Genomic DNA, 20,310 nt, shown 5'->3' on the forward strand with positions numbered 1-20,310 from the left:
AAGCGACCCGCTCAGCGCGCCGGAGCCCGCCACGGATGCCTCGGCTAACGTGGATCCGTGACCCACGACGCCTCGCCGACCGAGAACGCCCGACCCCAGACATCCGCTCCCGCCGCCGCGCGCGTGGCGCACAGCCGCACGTTCCACGGCGACACCGTGGACGATCCGTACGAATGGATGCGGGCGAAGGACGACGCCGGGGTCATCGCGCACCTCGAGGCCGAGAACGCGTATACGGCCGAGCGCACGGCGCACCTCGCGGGCCTGCGCGAGAGGATCTTCGGAGAGATCAAGGACCGGACGCTCGAGACCGACCTGTCTGTGCCGTCGCGCCGCGGCGCCTGGTGGTACTACGGCCGCACGATCGAGGGCAAGCAGTACGGCGTGCAGTGCCGCGCTCCCCTGGCGGCGCCGGATGACTGGACCCCGCCCGAGCTGACCCCCGGCGAGCCGGTGCCCGGTGAGCAGGTGCTGCTCGACGCCAACGTCGAGGCCGAGGGGACGGAGTTCTTCTCGCTCGGATCGTTCGACGTGTCGGATGACGGACGCCTGATGCTCTTCGGCGTCGACGTGGCGGGCGACGAGCGCTACACGATCCGTGTGCGCGATCTCGCGACCGGCGTCGAGCTCGGCGACGAGATCCCCGACACCTCCTCGGGCGCGGAGTTCTCCCCCGACGGTACGTCGATCATCTACTCAACGGTCGACGACGCGTGGCGCCCCGACACCCTCTGGCGACACGTCGTCGGCACCCCTCTCGCGGATGACGTGAAGCTCTTCCACGAGCCCGACGAGCGCTACTGGCTCGGCGGCGGCTTCACCCGCAGCGAGAAGTACCTCGTGATCGGGCTCGGGTCCTCCATCACCTCCGAGGTCTGGCTCGTGCCCGCCGACGACCTGAGTGCGCCGCCGCGGGTCGTCTGGCCGCGCCGCGAGGGCGTGGAGTATTCGGTCGACCACGCCATCATCGACGGCGAGGATCAGCTGTACATCCTGCACAACGACGATGCTCTGGACTTCGAACTCGTCCGGGTTCCGGCCGCGGACCCCGACGGCGAGCGCACCGTCGTGCGGGCGCACACCCCCGGCATCCGTCTGCTCGATGTCGACTGCTTCCGCGACTTCGCGACGATCGAGTACCGCCGCGAGGGCCTCGCCCGCATCGGGCTGCTCGACTACGCGACCGGCGGTGTCGACGAGCTCGCGTTCGACGAACCCCTGTACGCGGCGGGCTTCGGCGGCAACCGCGAGTGGGCGCCGCCGATGCTGCGGCTCGGCTACGACTCGTTCGTCACGCCCAACACGGTCTACGACTACCGCCTGGCCGACCGCGCGCTGCTGCTGCGCAAGCGCCAGCCGGTGCTGGGCGGCTACGAGGCATCCGATTACGAGCAGGCGCGTGTGTGGGCGACCACGCAGGACGGCACGCAGGTCCCGATGTCGCTCGTTTGGAAGCGCTCGTTCGGCGACGCGGGGGTCGCACCCCGCCCGCTGCACCTGTACGGCTACGGCTCGTACGAGCACTCGATCGAGCCGCGCTTCTCGGTCGCGCGCCTGTCGGAGCTCGACCGCGGCGTCGTGTTCGCGGTCGCGCATGTGCGCGGCGGCGGCGAGATGGGCCGGCAGTGGTACGAGGACGGCAAGCTCGCGCAGAAGCGCAACACCTTCACCGACTTCGTCGACTGCGCCCTGCACCTGATCGACGCCGGCTACACGTCGCCCGACCGCCTCGTCGCCGAGGGCGGGTCGGCCGGTGGGCTGCTCATGGGTGCCGTCGCGAACCTCGCACCGGAGCTCTTCGCGGGCATCCTCGCGGACGTTCCCTTCGTCGACGCGCTCACGACGATCCTCGACCCCTCGCTGCCGTTGACCGTCATCGAGTGGGACGAGTGGGGCGATCCGCTCCACGACCCGGACGTCTACGCCTACATGAAGTCGTACTCGCCGTACGAGAACGTGCGGACGGATGTCTCGTACCCGCGCATCCTCGCGGTCACCTCGCTCAACGACACCCGGGTCATGTACGTCGAGCCCGCCAAGTGGGTCGCGCGGCTGCGCGAGGTCGGGGCCGACGCGCTGCTGAAGTGCGAGATGGTCGCCGGGCACGGTGGCGTCTCGGGCCGCTACAACGCCTGGCGCGAGCGGGCGTTCGAGCTCGCGTGGCTGCTCGACGTGCTGGGCGTCGCCGACGCCTGACGCCTGACGCCTGACGCCTCCGCCTCCGCCTCCGCCTCCGGCAACAGGAGATCCGCCGAGAACAGGGTGGATCGGCACCATCCGTCCTGTTCCCGGCGGATCTCCTGTCTACGGCGACGGGGATGGCTCGCGCCTCACCTCCCCCGATCCCGCTGCGGACATTCGTCCACAGAAGCGGGAGGCGCGACGGCCGCAACGGCCGAGCGGCGGCACGGTGGATTCATGAACGCCTCCGCAGCACTCGCAACGTGGCTCCGGGATCACGGCGGCGTGGCGCACGCCTCGACGGCACGATCCGCGGGCTTCTCGAAATACGACCTGCAGGTCGCCGTCGCGCGGGGTTCCGTCGAGCGTGTGCGGCGCTCGTGGCTCGTCGGGCAGAGCGCATCCCCGGCGCAGCGGGCAGCGGCATCCGTCAGCGGTCGCCTCACCTGCCTGAGCGCCGCAGCGGAACGCGGCCTGTGGACCCCTTCGCATGCGGCCATCCACGTCGCCGTCTCGGCCACCGCGTCACGATTGGAGAGCACCGGGATGCGTCTGCACTACGCGAATGGCCCGGTGCCCGTTTTGCGGGGAGCTGTCGTGGATCCGCTCTTCAACGTCCTGTTCCACGTCGCGCGCTGCGCGCCGCGCATGGATGCCCTCGCGGTGTGGGAATCGGCGCTGAACAGGAAGGTGGTGGACTCGGCCACCCTGACGCGGGTGGAGTGGCGCAGCACGGCGGCGGCCGACATGGCGCGGGCCGCGACAGCGCTCTCCGACTCCGGAATCGAGACCGTCTTCCGCGAACTCATGGCATCTGTCGGGCTGACAGTTCGCCAACAGGTGTGGATCGACGGTCATCCCCTCGACGCGCTGATCGGTGACTTCCTCGCGATCCAACTCGATGGATTCGCGCACCATAGCTCGGCGCGCGACCGACGTCGCGACATCCGCGCCGATGCGCGTCTCACGCTGCGCGGATATACGGTCTTGCGCTTCGACTACCAGCAGATCTTCTTCGACCCGCAGTATGTGATCGAGACGGTGCTGACGGCGATCGCACAGGGTCTGCAGCTCGCGCGCCGCGGCCGCGGCTGATCCTCCCTACACAGGAGATCCGCCGAGAACAGGACGATCCAGTGCCGATCGTCCTGTTCTCGGCGACTGTCCTGTTCTCGGCAGCTCGGGCGGCTCAGCCGAATAGCGCGGCGGCCTCTTCGTAGCGGTACAGCGGCACCGTGTTGAGCTCGCCGAGCGCGTCCGCGAAGGGCACACGCACGATGTCGGTGCCCTTCAGCGACACCATCTGCCCCCACGCGCCCTCCATCACGGCATCGGCGGCGTGCAGGCCGAGCCGGGTTGCGAGCACCCGGTCGAAGCCCGAGGGCGAACCGCCGCGCTGGATGTGTCCCAGGACTGTCGCGCGGGTCTCGATACCCGTGATGCGCTCGATCTCGGGCGCGAGCACCTCGCTGATGCCGCCCAGGCGCGGGCGGTTGAACGCGTCGAGACCCTTGTCGCTGAAGGCCTCGTCCATGTCCTTGAGCTTGAATCCCTCCGACACGACGACCAGCGGCGCGCGGCCCCGGTCGTGGGCCTTGGAGACGAGGTCGCAGATATCGTCCATCGTCATCGGAACTTCGGGAATCAGGATGGCGTGGGCTCCAGCCGCGATACCCGCGTGCAGCGCGATCCACCCGACGTGCCGACCCATGACCTCGGCGACCATGCACCGTTGGTGCGAATCACCCGTCGTCCGTAGCCGGTCCATCGCCTCGGAGGCGATGTTGACGGCGGTGTCGAAACCGAACGAGTAGTCCGTCGCGCGCAGGTCGTTGTCGATCGTCTTCGGCACACCGATGACGTTGATGCCGTCCTTCGAGAGGCGGTCTGCCGCGGCAAGCGTGCCTTCGCCGCCGATGGCGATGATGCCGTCGAGGCGGTGCCCATACATGGTCTTCGCAATGTTCTCGGCGCCTCCGCGAGGACCCTCATACGGGTTGGTGCGCGAGGTGCCGAGGATCGTGCCGCCGACCTTCGACAGGCCCTTCACATCGTGGCGGGTCAGGGGGAAGAAGTCCCCGTCGACCACGCCACGCCAGCCGTCACGGATCCCGACGAACTCGAGGTCGTACGCGGTCGTGCCCTTGAGCACGACGCCGCGGATGACCGCGTTCAGTCCGGGGCAGTCGCCGCCGCTGGTGAGGATGCCGATCTTCATGTCTGATCCTTGCGTTTCGGGAGGGGGATCCGGCGACGCTGCCCCCGTCACACTATCGCCGGATGCGGCGCCCTGCTACACGAGCCCTGTCACACGAGCACAGCCGCACGCCCGAATGGCGGGGCTCCGGGCCCCGCGCATCCGGTCGCGAATGCCGGTTACTCGCCGCCGAGCGCCCTGCGGGTGAGGTGCATGAGCGCGCTGAGCTGCACGGAATCGCTCGACGCCGGGTCGACCGCTTCGCCGTCGAGCGCCCGCAGGGACAAGCCCTGTTTCGAGTCGATGAGCTCGGCGATCTTCGTGTCGATGGTGTGCGCCGCGATGATGCGCCAGGCCGTGACGGGCTCGTCCTGACCGATACGGTGCACGCGGTCGATCGCCTGCGTCTGCTCGGCCGCGGTCCAACTGAGTTCGGCGAGCACGACGTTCGACGCGGCCTGCAGGTTCAGCCCCACACCGGCCGCGGTGAGCGAACACACCGCGATGCCCACGCTGGGGTCGTTGTTGAACGCGTCGATGCCGTCCTGGCGGTTCGCGGTGGTCTGGTCGCCACGGATCGAGATCGTCTTGAGCCCCGCAGACGCGAAGTGCGCCTCGGCGGCGTCCATGACGTCGATGTGCTTGGCGAAGAACACGACCTTGCCGACGGCGCGCTGCAGCTGCACAGCGTAGTCGGCCGCGAGGTGCGCCTTCGCCTGACCGATCTTGCGGACCATCGTGAAGACGTTTTCGGACCCGGAACCTGCGGCCTTCGACTCGTCGAGCTCGTTCTGGGCGACGAGGCGCACGATGTCGGCGTCGATGTCGTCCCCGAGCGAACTGCCCATGCCGCGATCACCGCGGGCCGTGACGATGCGACGGTAACGATCGGCGAGGCGCTGTCCGAGCTCGCGCTCCGCGTCCCGGATCGAGCGCCCGAATTCGTCGTCGAGCTCGACGGGCAGATCGGCGACGAGCTTGTCGGGCAGGTCGGCTGCGACATCCTTCTTCTTGCGACGGACGATGCCCATCGAGATGACAGCCTCGCGCGCCTCGGGATAGAACGCTTTGTCGGCCGGGGTCATGCCGGTCGAATCGAGCTTCTCCATCAGCTCCGGACCGGGCTTTTCGCCGTTGGTCCAGCCCAGGAAGCGCCAGATCGCGTCGAAGTCCTCGACGTCGTTGATCAGGGGCGTTCCGGTCAGCGCCATGAGCAGCGGGTTGCCGCCGGGAGTCATCTCGCGGATGCGTCCCGCCAACGTCAGCACGTTCTGCGAACGCTGCGACGAGAGGTTCTTGATGAAGTGCGCCTCGTCGACGACCATTCCCCGCAGCCCGATCGAGCTGAGCCACGCGAGGTGACGGTCGAGGATCTCGTAGTTGACGATGAAGATGTCCGCGAAGGCGTCGAGCGTTGCGCCATCGCCCTGGATGACCGTAGCGCGGCGATGCGGCGTCCACCGCTCGACCTCGCGCGCCCAGTTCATCTTGACGACGTTCGGCACGACCGCGAGCAGCGGGTAGGCCCCGGCGACGGATGCCGCGAGGAGCGACTGCGCCGTCTTGCCGAGCCCCGGCTCATCCGCGAGCAGGAAGGTGCGGTGACCGTCGCGGACCGACTCGAGGAAGCGCGACTGGTGCGCCATGATCTCGCGGCCCTTCGGCGAGAGCCGATCGAACTCGGGGACGGGGGGCAACTCCATCGAGGCAGCACCGCCCCCGGCTCCCGTTTCGAACGCCTTGTACAGCGGACCCATCAGCTCCCAGCCGTCGAGGCGGCGGCGCGGGTTCTCGCGCCGCACGGGACGGTCGAGGTCGGGCGCGAGGAAGGGGTTTGCGAGCTGACGGGCCTCGATCGCGGGCGGCACGACCTGCTTCTCGGCGAGCGCGGGCGGCACGACCGGAGCGAGCACGGGTGCTGCATCCGTGATGATCAGTTCGTCGGGGGCGAGCTCGGCACCGGACTCGAGCAGCCAGTCACGGCGCATCCGGCGGGCGACCGGCGACGTCGCCTGGTCGACCTCGAGCAGTTGGATGAGCGAGGTATCGCGCGCGGCGGTCTTCGCCAGGATCGTCGCGACGCCGTCGAGGCGCTTGAGCGACTCGGAGCGCACGGCATCCGGAACCGTCGTGTCGGTCTTGACGCGGGCGCGTTCCTCGCGCACCAAGAAGGCGATGACCTGGAACTTGACGCGGTTGGTCGGTCCCAGCTTGCCGCGCTGCGCCTTCGCCTCGACCTCGCGCACCTTGCGCGCGAGGATCGGGATCAAAGGCGCGTCATCGTCACGACGTGCGGACGACTGCTTGCGGCGCCTGTGCAGCTGTGGCTGTGCCGTGCTCGGCATGCTCCTCCTGAGCGTGTGCACCGGATGCTCCGGTGTGATCTCCAGCGCGAGGCTGGCGAGCTGATGAATCCCCGTGGGCGGCTGGTGGGCCGTGACAGACACGGGCGAGAAAAGCGGGGACGAAGCACGAAGCGGATGCCTCGACGCGAACGCCACAGCGCCGTTCCTCCCCCGTATTCTACGGCATCCGGGCCCGTGCTCGTGCGTGCGCCACCTCAGGCGCGCCGCACGTCACTCCCACAGCGTCGTGACGACATCCTCCGTGTAGCCCTGCGGCCCGAAGTTGATCCAACGCGTGGACACCCATCCATTCGCCTGGAGGTAGTGGCTCTCGCCGAACGCATTCTCTTCCTCGGTCTGCTGGGTCCGGCATACCGTGCCCTCGGCGAGGTCACCGCAGGCGAACCCGGCCGATTCGAGTGCGTCACGCACGGTCGACGCCTGGTCGGGATCGACGATGGTGACGTTCGTCGCGAGTCCGTACGACGAGGGCAACCCCCATGAGCAGCGAAGGGTTTGGGCGCCGGATGCCAGGACCTCGAACGCCTCGGGGACTTCCGTGGATTCCATCGTGACGCCGGGGTCGTTCAGGGGCGGATTCCCCGCCTGCAGCAGCGACAGCATCTCGGCCGAGTAGATGTCCTCACAGCTGGCCGGGATGGAGATGTCGGCCACGGGCTCCGGGCTGGGCGTCTCCGACGCATCCGGCGTCTCACCGAGGGTCGTGATCTCGGGGGTCGGGTCACCCGTGCTCGTCGGCGTCGGCTGCGGGGCCGCCGTGCAGCCGGCGAACGCGACCGCACTCATGACCACCGTGCTCATGACCATCAGGGCCAGCGCACCGCGACGAAGCAACGACACGTAAGGGTCGGGGAGCATGGCATCCTCTCGGCGCAGGTGACGTTTTCCCAATGTACCGCCGCGAAGAACGCCGGACGGACCGGATGCCGCGCGTCAGCGCGCCGAACGCAGCCGCAGGCTGTTCAGGACGACGAAGACGCTCGAGAACGCCATCGCCAGGCCTGCGATCATCGGGTTGAGCAAGCCCAGCGCCGCGAGCGGGATCGCCGCGACGTTGTACCCGAACGCCCAGAAGAGGTTGCCCCGGATCGTCCGCATGGTGCGGCGAGACAGCCGGAGCGCCGTGACGATCGACTCGGGGTCGTTGCGGACGAGGGTGATGTCGCTCGCGTGCATCGCGGCATCCGTCCCGCCACCCATCGCGATTCCGAGATCTGCCGCGGCGAGAGCGGCGGCATCGTTCACGCCATCGCCGACCATCGCCACTCGGCGCCCGGCCGCCCGGCGACGCTCCACCTCGGCCAGCTTCCCTTCGGGCAACACCCCGGCCACGACCTCGTCGATACCGACCCGGGCCGCGACCGCGCGCGCCGCGCCCCGGCCATCGCCCGTGAGCAGCACGACGTCGATCCCCTGCTCGCGCAGGCTCGCCACGGCCCGCGATGCACCCTCACGCACGTCGTCGCCGACCGCGAAGACGGCGCGAGCGGCGAGCGCACCGGATGCGTCCGCCCAACCGACCACGACGACCGAACTGCCGTCCGCACGGTCGAGGGCATCGTCGAGGTCGGCGGGCAACGCACCCGCCTGCACGAGGGCGAAGGCGGGACTGCCCGCGAAGGCGCGCACGCCGTCGACGACGCCAGTCACTCCTCGGCCCGCGTGACTGCGGAAGTCGTCCATAGCGACAGCGGTGGTGGCTGCGCCGGACGACACGGTCGATGACGCTCTGTCCGGCGCGCCGAAGGACGCGATGGCACGGGCTATCGGATGCTCCGACCCACCCTCGAGCGCGGACGCAACCCGCAGCACATCGGCGCGGGCGCTGTCCCCTGCCACAACGACCTCGCGGACCGTCATGGCACCCGTCGTGAGCGTGCCGGTCTTGTCGATCAGCACGGTGTCGATGCGGTTCGCGGACTCGATCGCCTCGGGACCCGTGACGAGCACCCCCAGTTGCGCACCGCGGCCCGTGCCCACGAGGATCGCGACGGGTGTGGCCAGGCCGAGCGCGCACGGGCACGCGATGATCAAGACCGCGACGGCGGCGGTGAAGCCCGCAGCGATCGGCTGGCCGAGCGCGACCCACGTGATGAGCGTCAGGATGGCCAGCACGATCACGATCGGCACGAAGATGCCCGAGATCCGATCGGCCAGCCGCTGCACCCGGCTCTTGCCTGCCTGCGCGTCCTCCACGAGGCGTGCGATGTGCGCGAGGCGGGTGTCCGCACCCACCGAGACGGCGCGGACCAGCAGTCGCCCATCGACGGCGACGGTGCCACCGGTGACCTCGCCGCCCGTGCCGACCTCGATCGGAACGGACTCGCCCGTCAACATCGAGGCATCCACGGCCGCTCGCCCCTCGACGACGATCCCGTCCGTCGCGATCGTTTCGCCCGGACGCACGACGAACGTGTCGTCGACCCGCAGCCGGTCCACGGGGATCCGCCGACCGCTCTCGAGTTCGACGTCTTTCGCGCCGAGGTCCATGAGCGAACGCAGTGCGGCTCCAGCCCGGCGCCGCGAGCGTTGCTCGATGTAGCGACCGAGCAGGAGGAACACCGTGACCGCCGCGGCGACCTCGAAGTAGACGAGCGCTGTCGCGTCATGGACGGGTCCGAAAAGCACGACGTCGTGCCGTAGCCCCATCTCCCCCGCGTTGCCGAAGAACAGCGCCCACACGCTCCACAGGTACGCGGCCATCGTGCCGAGGGTGATCAGGGTGTCCATCGTGGCTGCGCCGTGCCGTGCGGCGGCGAACGCGGCGCGGTGGAACGGCCAGCCTCCCCAGAACACGATCGGGGTGGCGAGGACGAGCGACACCCACTGCCAACCCGCGAACTGCCACGCCGGAACCATTCCGAGGACGACGACGGGGAGGGCGAGCGCCGCGCTGACGATCAGACGGGTCGCGAGCCGAGTGCGGCCCGGTACGTCTTCCACCTCGTGCTGGTGTCCCTCATGCGCATCCGAATCGTGCGGACCGTGCCCGTCACCCGTGCCGCGTTCGTCATTGGCGTGCGCCTCCACCGAGCTCGCGTGGGGAACCGGCCGAACGCGCGCGGTGTACCCGGCTTCGGCGACCGCCGCCACGAGCCGCGCGTCATCGACATCCGCCGACAGCTGCACACGCGCCGACTCGGTCGCCAGATTCACGGATGCCGACACTCCATCGACCTTTTCGAGGCGCTTTTCGACGCGCGCAACACAGCTCGCGCACGTCATGCCCTCGATGTCGAGGGTCGCCTCGCGGTACGGGGTAGGAAGGGCGGAGGTCATGCTCGCCCCGCGAGCGCGTATCCCGCCTCGATCACGGCGGCCGACAGGTGCTGTTCGGGGATCTCGTCGACTGAGTCGACGGCGACGGTCGCCGTAGACAGATCGACCGTCGCGGCCTCGACGCCCGCGAGCTCCGAAACCTCTTGTTCGACCGAGCGAGCGCAATGCGCGCAGGTCATACCTTCAACCCGGTAGGTGCGAATCGTCATGCGGATGCCTCCTCGCCCGCCATCATCGACGGTGCTCTGTTCCTCAACCAGAGTACCCCCCTGGGGTATTCCCGAAGGTTCGAAACCATGTCGATCAGGAGGAGGCCAACCACGTGGCGAGCATCTCGGGCCGATCCGTGACGATCCCGTCTACGCCGAGATCGATGGCGTCGCGCCACTCGCGATCCTCATTGAACGTGTAGACCACGACGCGGAGACCGGCGGCGTGCAGCTCGTCGACGATCTCGGGGCGTGCGATCACGGCGTTGCCCTTCGCCACCACGCCTCGCACACCGAGTGCCCGCGCAGCCTGCACGACGTCGTCCGGAAGCGTGCGCAGGATGGCGAGGCGCGAAATGATCTCGGACTCCGTTGCCACCAACGCGAGAGTGCGGGCGTCGAAGCTCGCTGCGGCGACCCTCCGACCGAGGCCGCGCTCCTCGATCGCGGCGACGAGGTGCGCCACCCCGACGGAGGTCCACTCCCCCTTCAGCTCGATCAGCGCGCGGGCCTCGGAGGCGGCGAGCACGTCGAGGAATTCTTCGACCAGCGGCACCGGGGTTCCCACGAACGCCGCGTCGAACCATCCGCCTGCGTCCAAAGATCGAACGTAGGCCAGAGGGAGACCTGCGATCCGACCCGACCCGTTCGTCGTCCGATCGACCGTGGCGTCGTGCATGAGCACGGCCGCACCGTCGGCGGTGAGCGCGACATCGACCTCGACGTAGTCGAACCCCGCCGCGATCGCAGCCATAATCGCCGGCAGGGTGTTCTCGGGCGCACTGTCGGCGGCGCCGCGATGGCTCGCCACGAACGCGGGCTGACCGGGGTCGCGGGTTGCGCCCATCAGCTCCCGCGCCGAGACGGGCACGGGCGATGCGCCCAGGAAGGCGACCGAGAGACTCATGACAGCGAGCACGGCGACAACGATCAGCGGGCCGGCGCCGCGAGTTGCAGCGCGCCCGTCGGCGACGGTTTCGGGCATCGTCGATCCTTCGAGACAATCGCGTCGTCGTTGACGCGTGTGCCCACTGTAGACCCCACCGTTATCGTTTCGTTACAGCGAACAACCACGAAGGCATCCGGCGGCGGCGGCGCGTACCCTGGAAAGCATGCCCCTCGACATCACCGAGGCCGCGCTGGCGGCCACCCTTGACCACGCGATCCTCAAGCCCGACTTCACGCGGGCCGACGTCGACGCCGAGCTCGAAACGGCGGCTCTCTGGCGTGTATTCAGCGTCTGCGTGCGCCCGTCCGACATCCCGTACGCCGTCGCACGGCTCGAAGGTACCGGCGTCGCGGTCGGGACCGTGATCGGGTTCCCGCACGGCACCACGTCGACCACCGCAAAGGTCGCCGAGACCCGCCAGGCGATCGCCGACGGCGCGACCGAGGTCGACATGGTCGTGAACATCGGATGGCTGCGCTCAGGCCTCGATGACGAGGTCACCGCAGACATCGCCGCCGTGGTCGAGGCCGCAGGCGGCCTGATCACCAAGGTCATCCTCGAGACCTCGCTGCTCGACGATGAGCAGATCGCCCGGGGAAGCCGCCTGACCGAGGCCGGCGGCGCCGACTTCGTCAAGACATCGACAGGATTCGCCGGCGGCGGTGCGACCGTCCCCCACGTCGAGCTCATGCGCGCAAGCGTCGGCCCGGATGTCCAGGTCAAGGCATCCGGCGGGGTTCGTGGCCTCGACACGGCCCTCGAGATGCTCGACGCCGGAGCGACACGGCTGGGCACCAGCGCGAGCGCGACGATCCTCGGTGAGCTGCGCGCCCGCCTGAGCGGGAGCGAGACGAGCGCCACTGTCGACGAGTCGTCGTACTGACGCCCGCCGCCGATCCTCTCAGCGGGCGTCAGCCCGGGCGTTGCGCGTCTGACGCAGACGGAGCCGCGAGGAGAATCTCGCGGGAACGCTCCACGTCGTCCGCCATCTGGTCCTTGAGCGCTTCGACTCCGGCGAAGGCGGACATCCCCCGAAGGCGCGCCACGAACTGCACCTCGACGACGTGCCCGTAAAGGTCGAGATCGGTCTCGTCGAGAACATAAGCCTCGACCTGCCGGCGGTGGACATCGTCGAAGGTCGGGTTGTCGCCGACCGAAATGGCCGCGGGATAACGCACGCGGGTGCCCGGCTGGCTCGCCGCGACGCCGTCGATCAGCCATCCTGCGTACACGCCATCGCGGGGCACAAGCCCCTGGGTGGCGGCCTCGAGGTTGGCGGTGGGGTAGCCGAGCTCGCGCCCGCGCTTCGCACCGTGCACGACCTCTCCCCAGACAGCGGGTGGGCGGCCGAGCAGCTGAGCCGCCGTCGCGACATCGCCACTGGCGAGCAGCTCGCGAATCCAGGTGGACGACACCCGGCGACCGCTCGGCGCGCTGCGCACATCCGGCAGTTCGTCGACAGTGAACCCGTACCGCTCCCCCAGTTCGCGCAGAAGCGCGGGTGTGCCGGCTCCATCACGGCCGAACCGGAAGTCTTCTCCGATGAGGACGGAGCGCGCGTGCAGCGAATCCACCAGCACGCGGCGGACGAAGTCCTCGGGTTCCTCCGAGGCGAGCTTCTCGTTGAACTCGAGCATGAGCGTGGCATCGATCCCGGTCGACGCGAGCAGAGCAGCCTTCTGATGCGGGGCGACGAGCGCGGGCGGCAGCTTGGTAGGATTCAGCAGGGCGAGGGGGTGTCGGTCGAACGTGACGACGGCCGACCGTGCACCCAGACCCGCCGCGTCCACGAGCATCTTCTGCAGAACCGCCCGATGACCGGCATGAACGCCATCGAACTTGCCGATGGCGACAACGGTCGGCCCGAAGTCATCGGGCACCTCGTCCGGGGAACGGAAGAGGATCACTTCAGCGCCCCGGCAACGGCGGATGTCTCGGCGCGCGAGTCATCGGCGCCCGAAACAGGCGGGTGCGTCCTCAGCCACCACAAGCCCACGAACGGCAGCACCAAAGGAATGAACAGGTACCCGTAACCGAAAACCGACCAGACGGTGTGGTGCTGGAAAACGTCGGGAAACACGAGGCTCAGGGTGCCGACGACCAGGACGCCGAGCAGCTCGAAAGTGATCGCAACCCACGCCACGATGTACCAGGTGCGCGAGCCGGCGAACACGAGTGCGAGCGTCGCCAGCAGGTAGACGGCGGCCGCCAAGGCCGACAACGAATACGCCACCGGCGCCTCGTCGAAGCGCTGAGCGATCTGCACGAACGAGCGCCCGAGGGCCGCGAGCGCCATGATCGCGTACACCGCGACCAGCACACGTCCGATGCCGGTCATCCGTCGGCGCGCAGGAGAACTCATAACCCGTCAATCTTACGGCGGTCCTCCTCCCCTGCGAGGCGCCCGCGTCGTTCATCCGATCGGTGCGGTCCAGATGACCTGCATACGCCACACCATGACCGCGATGGACAGAGCCACGACTCCCATGATCACGGTGCTCCAGCGGCTGCGCTCCAGCAGCGCCCAGGCGACGCCGGCCGCGGGCAACAGCGCCGCGGACACGAGATATACCCAGAATTCCAGCGCGCTGCCCGTCGGAGGGTTGCCGACGAAAGGCGCGACGATCGAGACGACGACCTGCGCGATCAGCAGCAGTTCGACGAGGGCGAGTGAACCGACGGTCCCGTCGCTGGGACGACGACCCGCGAGGCCCGCCACGAGGCAGAAGAGACCCGCCGCCACCGCCACGACCACCTGTGCGATCGTGAACCACAGGATCATCCCGCTCCGCCGCTCTCAACCGCGGCCTCGGCCGCGCCCTCGGCCGCGGCACCGGTCGGCAGGTTCATCAGGCTCTTGAGATCAGCGCCGCGCCGGCCGACGATCCCGATGAGCCCTCCGGCCGGATCGATCGCGGCCGCATGCTCGCCCACGATGCGGCCGGCAGCGCCCGTCAGGCGTTGGCCGTTACGCAGAGCGGATGCCTCGGCATCCGTCACCTCGATGCCCCCCAGCACCCGCACGGCGACATCGGCGGACGACAGCAACGGTTCGGTCGCGATCGTCTCGGGCGCAACGGCATCGGTGATCTCGAACGGTCCGACGCGGGTGCGCCGGAGCGCTGTGAGGTGCCCCCCGACGCCGAGCGCCGACCCCAGATCGCGGGCGAGCGCACGGATGTAGGTGCCGCTCGAGCAATCGACGACCACATCGAGGTCTACCACGTCACCAGCGCGTCGCAGCTCGAGCACGTCAAACCGCGACACGGTCACCTCACGCGAAGCGAGCACGACCTCCTCGCCCGCGCGGGCCAGGTCATAGGCGCGGCGCCCACCGACCTTGATGGCCGAGACCGTGCTCGGTACCTGCGAGATGCGTCCGGTGAGCGCGGCGATGTGGGCGTGGATGGCCTCGGCATCGACCGCCGCAACCACCTGCGGATCGGCACGCCACACGATCTCGCCGTCCGAGTCATCCGAATCCGTCGCCGCGCCGAGCCGGATCGTCGCCTCGTAGGTCTTGTCGAGTCCGACCATGTAGGTCAGCAGGCGCGTGGCCGAATCGACCCCCAGCACGAGCAGCCCCGTGGCGAGGGGATCGAGGGTCCCGGCGTGGCCGATCTTGCGTGTGCCGAGCGCCTTCCGCGCGCGCGAAACGACGTCGTGGCTCGTCATCCCACCCGGCTTGTCGACGAGCAGTATGCCGGGTCCGTGCGCGCTGGCCATCAGCAGAAGTCGGCGTACATGCGCCGCGGATGTTCGGGGTCGGTGTTGTCCACGATGACCGACGCGGCACGAGAGGGAGCCGCCTCGCGCCGGTACAGCTCCTGACCGGCGCGGTACCGGTGGTTCGCGGGCGCCATGGGGTCGGGATCGGAGCCGTCCCGGAGGGCCATGCGCTGCGCCGCGACGTCGACGGGCACCTCGAGCCACACCGACCAGTGCCACAGCCCTCGCAGGGTCGGGCGATGCAAGAAGATGCCATCGATGATCAGCACGGCGTCCTCGGGCCCCGTGACCCAGCGCGCCTCGGCGGGTACGTCGCGCGCGACATCCCATGCTGCGAGCTGGAAGCCGGTCGAGGGCATCGTGGCGCCGTCACGGAAAGGGTCGATCAAGACGCGGCGCAGCGTCGCCTCGTCGTACGAGTCCTCGTAGTACCCCTCGGGCGAGTCGCGGCCGCGCGCGTAGCGCTCTGCCCGGGGCCGGTGGAAGCCATCGACTGAGGCGCGGAAGACGGATGCGCCGTCCTCGGCGAACACGTCGGCGAGCCCGTCGGCGAAGACCGTCTTGCCCGCACCGTCGATGCCGTCCACCGCGATGATCACGCGGCCGGCCCGGTAGGAACGGCGCACCTCGTCGCGGAGCTCCCGCAGCAGGGTCGTGCGGGGCGTGACGGGCAGGCGCATCCCCTCAGCCTACGGCGCATGGGTGCGCTCGCGCCTCCTGGGCGCCGTCATCCATCCGGGCGGACAGAACTCCGGACGAATCGCCTCACAGGGCCGCGGATCGACCGATTCCGGCCCTCAAACCCGCTTTCTTCCGGAGTCGTGTCCGCCTGCGCCACCACACCGGCGGCGCAGCCGTTCATCGCCCAGCCTCGTAGGGTGGTGGTTGTGCCCGCATCCGTCCGTCCCGAAGCGGTGGACGAGGTCGAATGGGTTCCCGAGCTGATCGACTGGTACGCCGCGACGGCGCGCGAGCTGCCCTGGCGGCGGGCCGGATTCGGGGCATGGGGCGTGCTCGTCAGCGAGTTCATGCTGCAGCAGACCCCCGTGAACCGCGTGGTGCCCCATCTCGAGGCATGGCTGAAGCGTTGGCCGACCCCCGCGGCGTTGGCGGCGGATGCTCCGGCCGAAGCCGTGCGACAGTGGGCGAACCTCGGCTATCCGCGTCGCGCCCTCTGGCTACATCGCGCGGCCACCGAGATCGCCGCGCGCCACGGCGGGGTGGTTCCCGATGATGTGGACGCACTGCTCGCCCTCACAGGAATCGGCGACTACACGGCACGGGCCGTCGCCGTTTTCGCGTACGGTCTGCGCGAACCGGTCGTCGACACCAACACCCGGCGCGTCCTCGCCCGGGTCGTCGCGGGACGCTCCCAGCCCGGCCCCGCGCATCGCCGCGATCTGGACGATATGCGGGCCGTGTTGCCCGAGGATGTCGCGCGCTCCACGATCGTCAATGCCGCGGCGATGGAGCTCGGCGCGGTCGTCTGCACGGCGCGCTCACCCCGCTGCGACTCATGCCCGATAGCTCGGTCCTGCGCGTGGCGCAGCGCGGGCTACCCCGACACCGGCGACACTCGGCCACGCCAGGCACGCTACGAGGGCAGTGACCGGCAGACGCGCGGGGCCATCCTGCGGGTGCTCCGCGCCGCGAATGGCCCCGTCCCGCTCGACGGCGTCATCCCGGACTGGCCGGACGCCGTGCAGCGCGACCGCGCGATCGATTCGCTCATCGCGGACGGCCTGGCCGAGGCATCCGATAACGTGCTGCGCCTGCCCGGCACCTAACCCATCTCGAACGTACGGCTTCCGGCCGAGTGCACGGCTTTCGCACGGCTCCGAAGCCGTGCGCTCGCACATAACCCGTGCACTCGCGTGAACGGGCACAGAGTGTCGGGACCTGCGGCTCAGGACGCGGGGTCTGCCTCGTCGGATGCCGCGGCACCGTCTTCGTCGGCCTCGATCTCGGCCTCGTCCAACTCTTCGGCGGACTCGTCGCGCGGCTTGATGTACGGGTCTGCGTCGCCCGCGTACGTCGCGGACGCGGCGATCCCGGCCACGGCGGCGTCACGCTCGCGCGCCTCGCGCAGAAGCGCCGAGATGGCGTCGGCGTTTTCGGGCAAAGCGTCCTGGATGAATTCCAGACTGGGAGTGAGCCGCGTGTTGAGGTGCTTGCCCATCTCGGAGCGCAGCATGCCGGTCGCCGAGGCCAGGGCCTTCGCGCTGTCGGCGCGCTCTTCGTCCGACCCGAAAACCGTGTAGAAGACGCTCGCATGCTGCAGGTCGCCCGTGACGCGGACGTCGGTGATGGTGACGAACCCGAGCCGGGGGTCGCGCAGACCCTTCTCGAGACGCTCCGCGAGGACGACCTTGATCCGGTCCGCGAGCCGTGCTGCTCTTTCACTACCCATGTTCCTGCTTCTTTCTTCTCACAAAATCTTCGCCGTGCGGGGGCTCCCGACCGGTGAACGACGAAGGTTCCGGATGTCGATGGGGGTGCGGGCGACATCCGCGTCCGCACCCCTGAATGACGGATCAGCCGCGCGGCTTCTCCACCATCTCGGTCGTCTCGATCTCGTCGCCGATCTGGATGTCGTTGAACTTACCGAGTCCGATACCGGCCTCGTAGTCCGTACGCACCTCGGTGACGTCGTCCTTGAAGCGACGCAGCGACTCGATGGCGAGGCCATCGGCGATGACGACGCCCTCGCGGATGACGCGGGCCTTCGCGTTTCGCGTGATGGTCCCGCTGCGGACGATGACCCCGGCGATGTTTCCGAACTTGGAAGAGCGGAACACCTCGCGGATCTCGGCCACACCCGACTGCTTCTCTTCGAACTCCGGCTTGAGCATGCCCGTGAGGGACTGCTCGACGTCGTCGATCGCGTTGTAGATGACGGAGTAGAACCGGACGTCCACGCCTTCGCGGGCGGCACGTTCGCGCGCCTTCGGGTCGGGGCGGACGTTGAACCCGATCACGATCGCGTTGTCGATCGTCGCCAGGTTGATGTCGGACTCCGTGACCGCACCCACACCGCGGTGGATGATACGCAGCTGCACCGAGTCGTCGACCTCGATCTTGAGGAGCGACTCTTCGAGGGCCTCGACGGCACCCGAAACGTCACCCTTGATGATGAGGTTGAGCGATTCGACCTTGCCCTCTTGCAGCGCACGGGTGAAGTCCTCGAGCGAGATGCGCTTGCGCGCCTTCGCCAGGGCGGCGTTGCGCTCGGCAGCCTCGCGCTTCTCAGCGATCTGGCGGGCCAGACGGTCCTCGTCCGTGACGATGAAGGTGTCGCCGGCGCGGGGCACGGAGTTCAGACCCTGCACCTGCACGGGACGCGACGGGAAGGCTTCGAGAACGGGCTCGCCGTTCTCGTCCGCCATCGCACGAACGCGGCCGTAGGCCGTGCCCGCGACGATCGCATCTCCCACCCGGAGCGTTCCGGACTGGATGAGGACGGTGGCGACAGAACCGCGGCCCTTGTCGAGCTTCGCTTCGATCGCGACACCGCGGGCAGCCTTGTTCGGGTTGGCCGTGAGGTCGAGCCCCGCGTCCGCCGTGAGGAGGACCGCGTCGAGCAGCTCCTGGATGTTCAACCCCTTGGTGGCCGAAACATCCACGAACATGACATCTCCGCCGTACTCCTCGGCGACCAGACCGTATTCGGTCAGCTGCTGGCGAACCTTGCCCGGGTTGGCGTCCGGCTTGTCGACCTTGTTGACCGCGACGACGATCGGCACGCCGGCCGACTGCGCGTGATTCAGGGCCTCGACCGTCTGCGGCATGATGCCGTCGTCGGCCGCGACCACAAGGATCGCGAGGTCCGTCACCTGCGCACCACGTGCACGCATGGCGGTGAACGCCTCGTGACCCGGGGTGTCGATGAAGGTGATGGCGCGCTCGATGCCCTCGTGCTCGGTCCACACCTGGTAGGCACCGATGTGCTGCGTGATGCCGCCCGCCTCGCCGGCGACGACGTTGGCGTTGCGGATCGCGTCGAGCAGTCGGGTCTTACCGTGATCGACGTGTCCCATGACGGTGACCACGGGGGGCCGGATCTCGAGGTCGTCCTCGTTCTCGTCCTCGAGTTCCTGATCGAGGTCCAGACCGAAGCTCTCGAGGAGCTCCTTGTCTTCGTCCTCGGGCGAAACCATCTGGATCTTGTAGCCCAGCTCTTCGCCGAGGACCTCGAACGTGGCCTCATCGAGCGACTCGGTCGCGGTCGCCATCTCACCCAGGTTGAACAGGATGGTGACGAGCGTGCCGGGCTGCACGGTGTAGCCGGTGATGTTCTCGATCTTGTCGGCGAAATCCGAGATCGATGCGCCACGGCGCATCCGGATGGTCTCGCCGTTACCGCGCGAGACATTGATGCCACCGACGACCGGGGCATCCCTCATCTCGAATTCCTGGCGCTTGGCCCTGCGCGACTTGCGCTGCTTGGACTTGCCGCCACCCTTACCGAATGCTCCGGCCGTGCCGCCACCGGGGCCACGACCGCGACCGCCGCCGCCACCGGGGCGACCGGGGAAGCCTCCGCCGGGTGCACCGGCTCCGGGAGCGCCGGGTCGGAACCCTCCGCCACCGGCACCGCCGGGACGACCGGGACCGCCGGGACGCTGCTGGAACGGCGCGCCGCCGGGACGACCGGGACCGCCGGGACGACCGGGTCCACCGGGACGAGGCGCGCCGAGACGCGGGGCGCCCGGACGCGGCGCCTGCGGGCGCGGGATGTTGCCGGGCGTCGGGGACGGGCGCTGGCCCATGCCCTGTGCGCTGGCGAAGGGGTTGTTGCCGGGCCGAGGTCCTGCGGGACGCTGTCCCATACCCTGCGCGCTCGCGAACGGGTTGTTGCCGGGGCGCGCGCCACCCGGGCGGGGCGCGGCGGGCGCCGCGTTGTCGCCGGATGCCTCGGCCGCGGGAGCGTCGGAGGGTGCCGGCGCCGCGGGAGCGTCAGCCTTCGGAGCCGCGGGGGCGGCCGGTGCCGATGCCGGAGCGGACGCGGCGGGTGCCGGAGCAGACGCGGCGGGCGCCGGAGCGGCGGGTGCCGGGGTCGCGGGTGCTGCCGGGGCCGGAGCCGCCGCGGGGGCGGCCGGAGTCGGCGCCGCCGGGCGCACGGGGCCGGGACGACCGGCCGGCCGTGGCGATGACGACGCGGCGGCAGGCGCGGGGCTTGCGGGTGCGGCTGCACCCTCGGCCTGAAGCGCCTGACGAAGCTTGCGAGCCACGGGGGGCTCGATGGTGGACGAGGGGCTCTTCACGAACTCGCCGAGCTCTTTGAGCTTGGCCAGCGCAACTTTGCTGTCAACGCCGAGTTCTGAGGCGATCTCGTGCACGCGTGGTTTGGAAGCCACAATTCTCCTGTCTGGGTCCACCCAGGCAGGGCAGACCGTTAGT

At 69.3% G+C, this 20,310-nt stretch carries 17 protein-coding genes; 4 read left to right on the plus strand and 13 right to left on the minus strand.

Annotated elements, in window-relative coordinates:
* Positions 1-57: 57 nt before the first annotated feature.
* The gene (locus ACIQ0W_RS07430) at positions 58-2,196 is read left to right on the plus strand and encodes a S9 family peptidase (RefSeq protein ID WP_396642113.1); all 2,139 of its coding nucleotides are present in this window, start codon (positions 58-60) and stop codon (positions 2,194-2,196) included.
* 222 nt (positions 2,197-2,418) lie between these two features.
* A complete protein-coding gene (locus ACIQ0W_RS07435; protein ID WP_396642114.1) occupies positions 2,419-3,276 on the plus strand; it encodes a DUF559 domain-containing protein in 858 nt (285 codons plus the stop codon).
* Positions 3,277-3,370: 94 nt separating this feature from the next.
* On the opposite strand, the gene ACIQ0W_RS07440 is transcribed toward ACIQ0W_RS07435, so the two are convergent.
* The 6 genes from ACIQ0W_RS07440 to ACIQ0W_RS07465 form a co-directional block, all read right to left on the minus strand.
* Positions 3,371-4,399 carry an ATP-dependent 6-phosphofructokinase gene (locus ACIQ0W_RS07440; protein WP_396642115.1) on the minus strand — a complete coding sequence of 343 codons (1,029 nt, stop codon included), beginning with the start codon at positions 4,397-4,399 and terminating at the stop codon, positions 3,371-3,373.
* A gap of 158 nt (positions 4,400-4,557) precedes the next feature.
* Entirely contained in the window at positions 4,558-6,723 is a 2,166-nt protein-coding gene (locus tag ACIQ0W_RS07445) for a DEAD/DEAH box helicase (protein WP_396642116.1), read from the minus strand.
* Positions 6,724-6,954: 231 nt separating this feature from the next.
* Positions 6,955-7,602 carry a hypothetical protein gene (locus tag ACIQ0W_RS07450; protein ID WP_396642117.1) on the minus strand — a complete coding sequence of 216 codons (648 nt, stop codon included), beginning with the start codon at positions 7,600-7,602 and terminating at the stop codon, positions 6,955-6,957.
* A 75-nt stretch (positions 7,603-7,677) separates the two neighbouring features.
* Positions 7,678-10,023 carry a heavy metal translocating P-type ATPase gene (locus ACIQ0W_RS07455; RefSeq protein ID WP_396642118.1) on the minus strand — a complete coding sequence of 782 codons (2,346 nt, stop codon included), beginning with the start codon at positions 10,021-10,023 and terminating at the stop codon, positions 7,678-7,680.
* Complete coding sequence (locus tag ACIQ0W_RS07460; RefSeq protein WP_396642119.1) at positions 10,020-10,232, minus strand: heavy-metal-associated domain-containing protein; 213 nt, start codon at positions 10,230-10,232, stop codon at positions 10,020-10,022. Before ACIQ0W_RS07460 ends, ACIQ0W_RS07455 begins: the two co-directional genes overlap by 4 nt.
* Positions 10,233-10,326: 94 nt before the next feature.
* Positions 10,327-11,217 (minus strand): glycerophosphodiester phosphodiesterase, encoded by an 891-nt coding sequence (locus ACIQ0W_RS07465; RefSeq protein WP_396642120.1) that lies wholly within the window; start codon positions 11,215-11,217, stop codon positions 10,327-10,329.
* A gap of 127 nt (positions 11,218-11,344) precedes the next feature.
* On the opposite strand from ACIQ0W_RS07465, the gene deoC reads away from it, so the two are divergent.
* Entirely contained in the window at positions 11,345-12,064 is a 720-nt protein-coding gene (gene deoC, locus ACIQ0W_RS07470) for a deoxyribose-phosphate aldolase (protein WP_396642121.1), read from the plus strand.
* A gap of 28 nt (positions 12,065-12,092) precedes the next feature.
* Here deoC and ACIQ0W_RS07475 read toward each other — a convergent pair whose 3' ends face one another.
* The 5 genes from ACIQ0W_RS07475 to ACIQ0W_RS07495 are packed head-to-tail and all read right to left on the minus strand — an operon-like array spanning position 12,093 to position 15,590.
* Positions 12,093-13,088 carry a bifunctional riboflavin kinase/FAD synthetase gene (locus ACIQ0W_RS07475; protein WP_396642122.1) on the minus strand — a complete coding sequence of 332 codons (996 nt, stop codon included), beginning with the start codon at positions 13,086-13,088 and terminating at the stop codon, positions 12,093-12,095.
* Positions 13,085-13,543, minus strand: coding sequence for a hypothetical protein (locus ACIQ0W_RS07480; RefSeq protein WP_396642123.1), 459 nt, complete (start codon positions 13,541-13,543; stop codon positions 13,085-13,087). Before ACIQ0W_RS07480 ends, ACIQ0W_RS07475 begins: the two co-directional genes overlap by 4 nt.
* Positions 13,544-13,594: 51 nt before the next feature.
* On the minus strand, positions 13,595-13,963 hold the full coding sequence (locus tag ACIQ0W_RS07485; protein WP_396642124.1) for a hypothetical protein: 369 nt from the start codon (positions 13,961-13,963) through the stop codon (positions 13,595-13,597).
* Positions 13,960-14,907, minus strand: a complete 948-nt coding sequence (truB, locus tag ACIQ0W_RS07490; RefSeq protein ID WP_396642125.1) for a tRNA pseudouridine(55) synthase TruB — start codon at positions 14,905-14,907, stop codon at positions 13,960-13,962. Before truB ends, ACIQ0W_RS07485 begins: the two co-directional genes overlap by 4 nt.
* The gene (locus ACIQ0W_RS07495; RefSeq protein ID WP_396642126.1) at positions 14,907-15,590 is read right to left on the minus strand and encodes a uridine kinase; all 684 of its coding nucleotides are present in this window, start codon (positions 15,588-15,590) and stop codon (positions 14,907-14,909) included. The genes truB and ACIQ0W_RS07495 overlap by 1 nt, the downstream gene beginning before the upstream one ends.
* 234 nt (positions 15,591-15,824) lie before the next feature.
* Between ACIQ0W_RS07495 and ACIQ0W_RS07500 the strand changes: the two genes are divergently transcribed.
* Positions 15,825-16,697 carry an A/G-specific adenine glycosylase gene (locus tag ACIQ0W_RS07500; RefSeq protein ID WP_396642205.1) on the plus strand — a complete coding sequence of 291 codons (873 nt, stop codon included), beginning with the start codon at positions 15,825-15,827 and terminating at the stop codon, positions 16,695-16,697.
* A gap of 119 nt (positions 16,698-16,816) precedes the next feature.
* Here ACIQ0W_RS07500 and rbfA read toward each other — a convergent pair whose 3' ends face one another.
* Positions 16,817-17,320, minus strand: coding sequence for a 30S ribosome-binding factor RbfA (rbfA, locus tag ACIQ0W_RS07505; protein ID WP_396642127.1), 504 nt, complete (start codon positions 17,318-17,320; stop codon positions 16,817-16,819).
* Positions 17,321-17,444: 124 nt separating this feature from the next.
* Positions 17,445-20,267: a translation initiation factor IF-2 gene (gene infB / locus ACIQ0W_RS07510; protein ID WP_396642129.1), complete on the minus strand. Its 2,823-nt coding sequence runs from the start codon at positions 20,265-20,267 to the stop codon at positions 17,445-17,447.
* Positions 20,268-20,310 lie beyond the last annotated feature (43 nt).

The organism is Microbacterium sp., from assembly GCF_044340635.1.
Classification (GTDB): Bacteria; Actinomycetota; Actinomycetes; order Actinomycetales; family Microbacteriaceae; genus Microbacterium.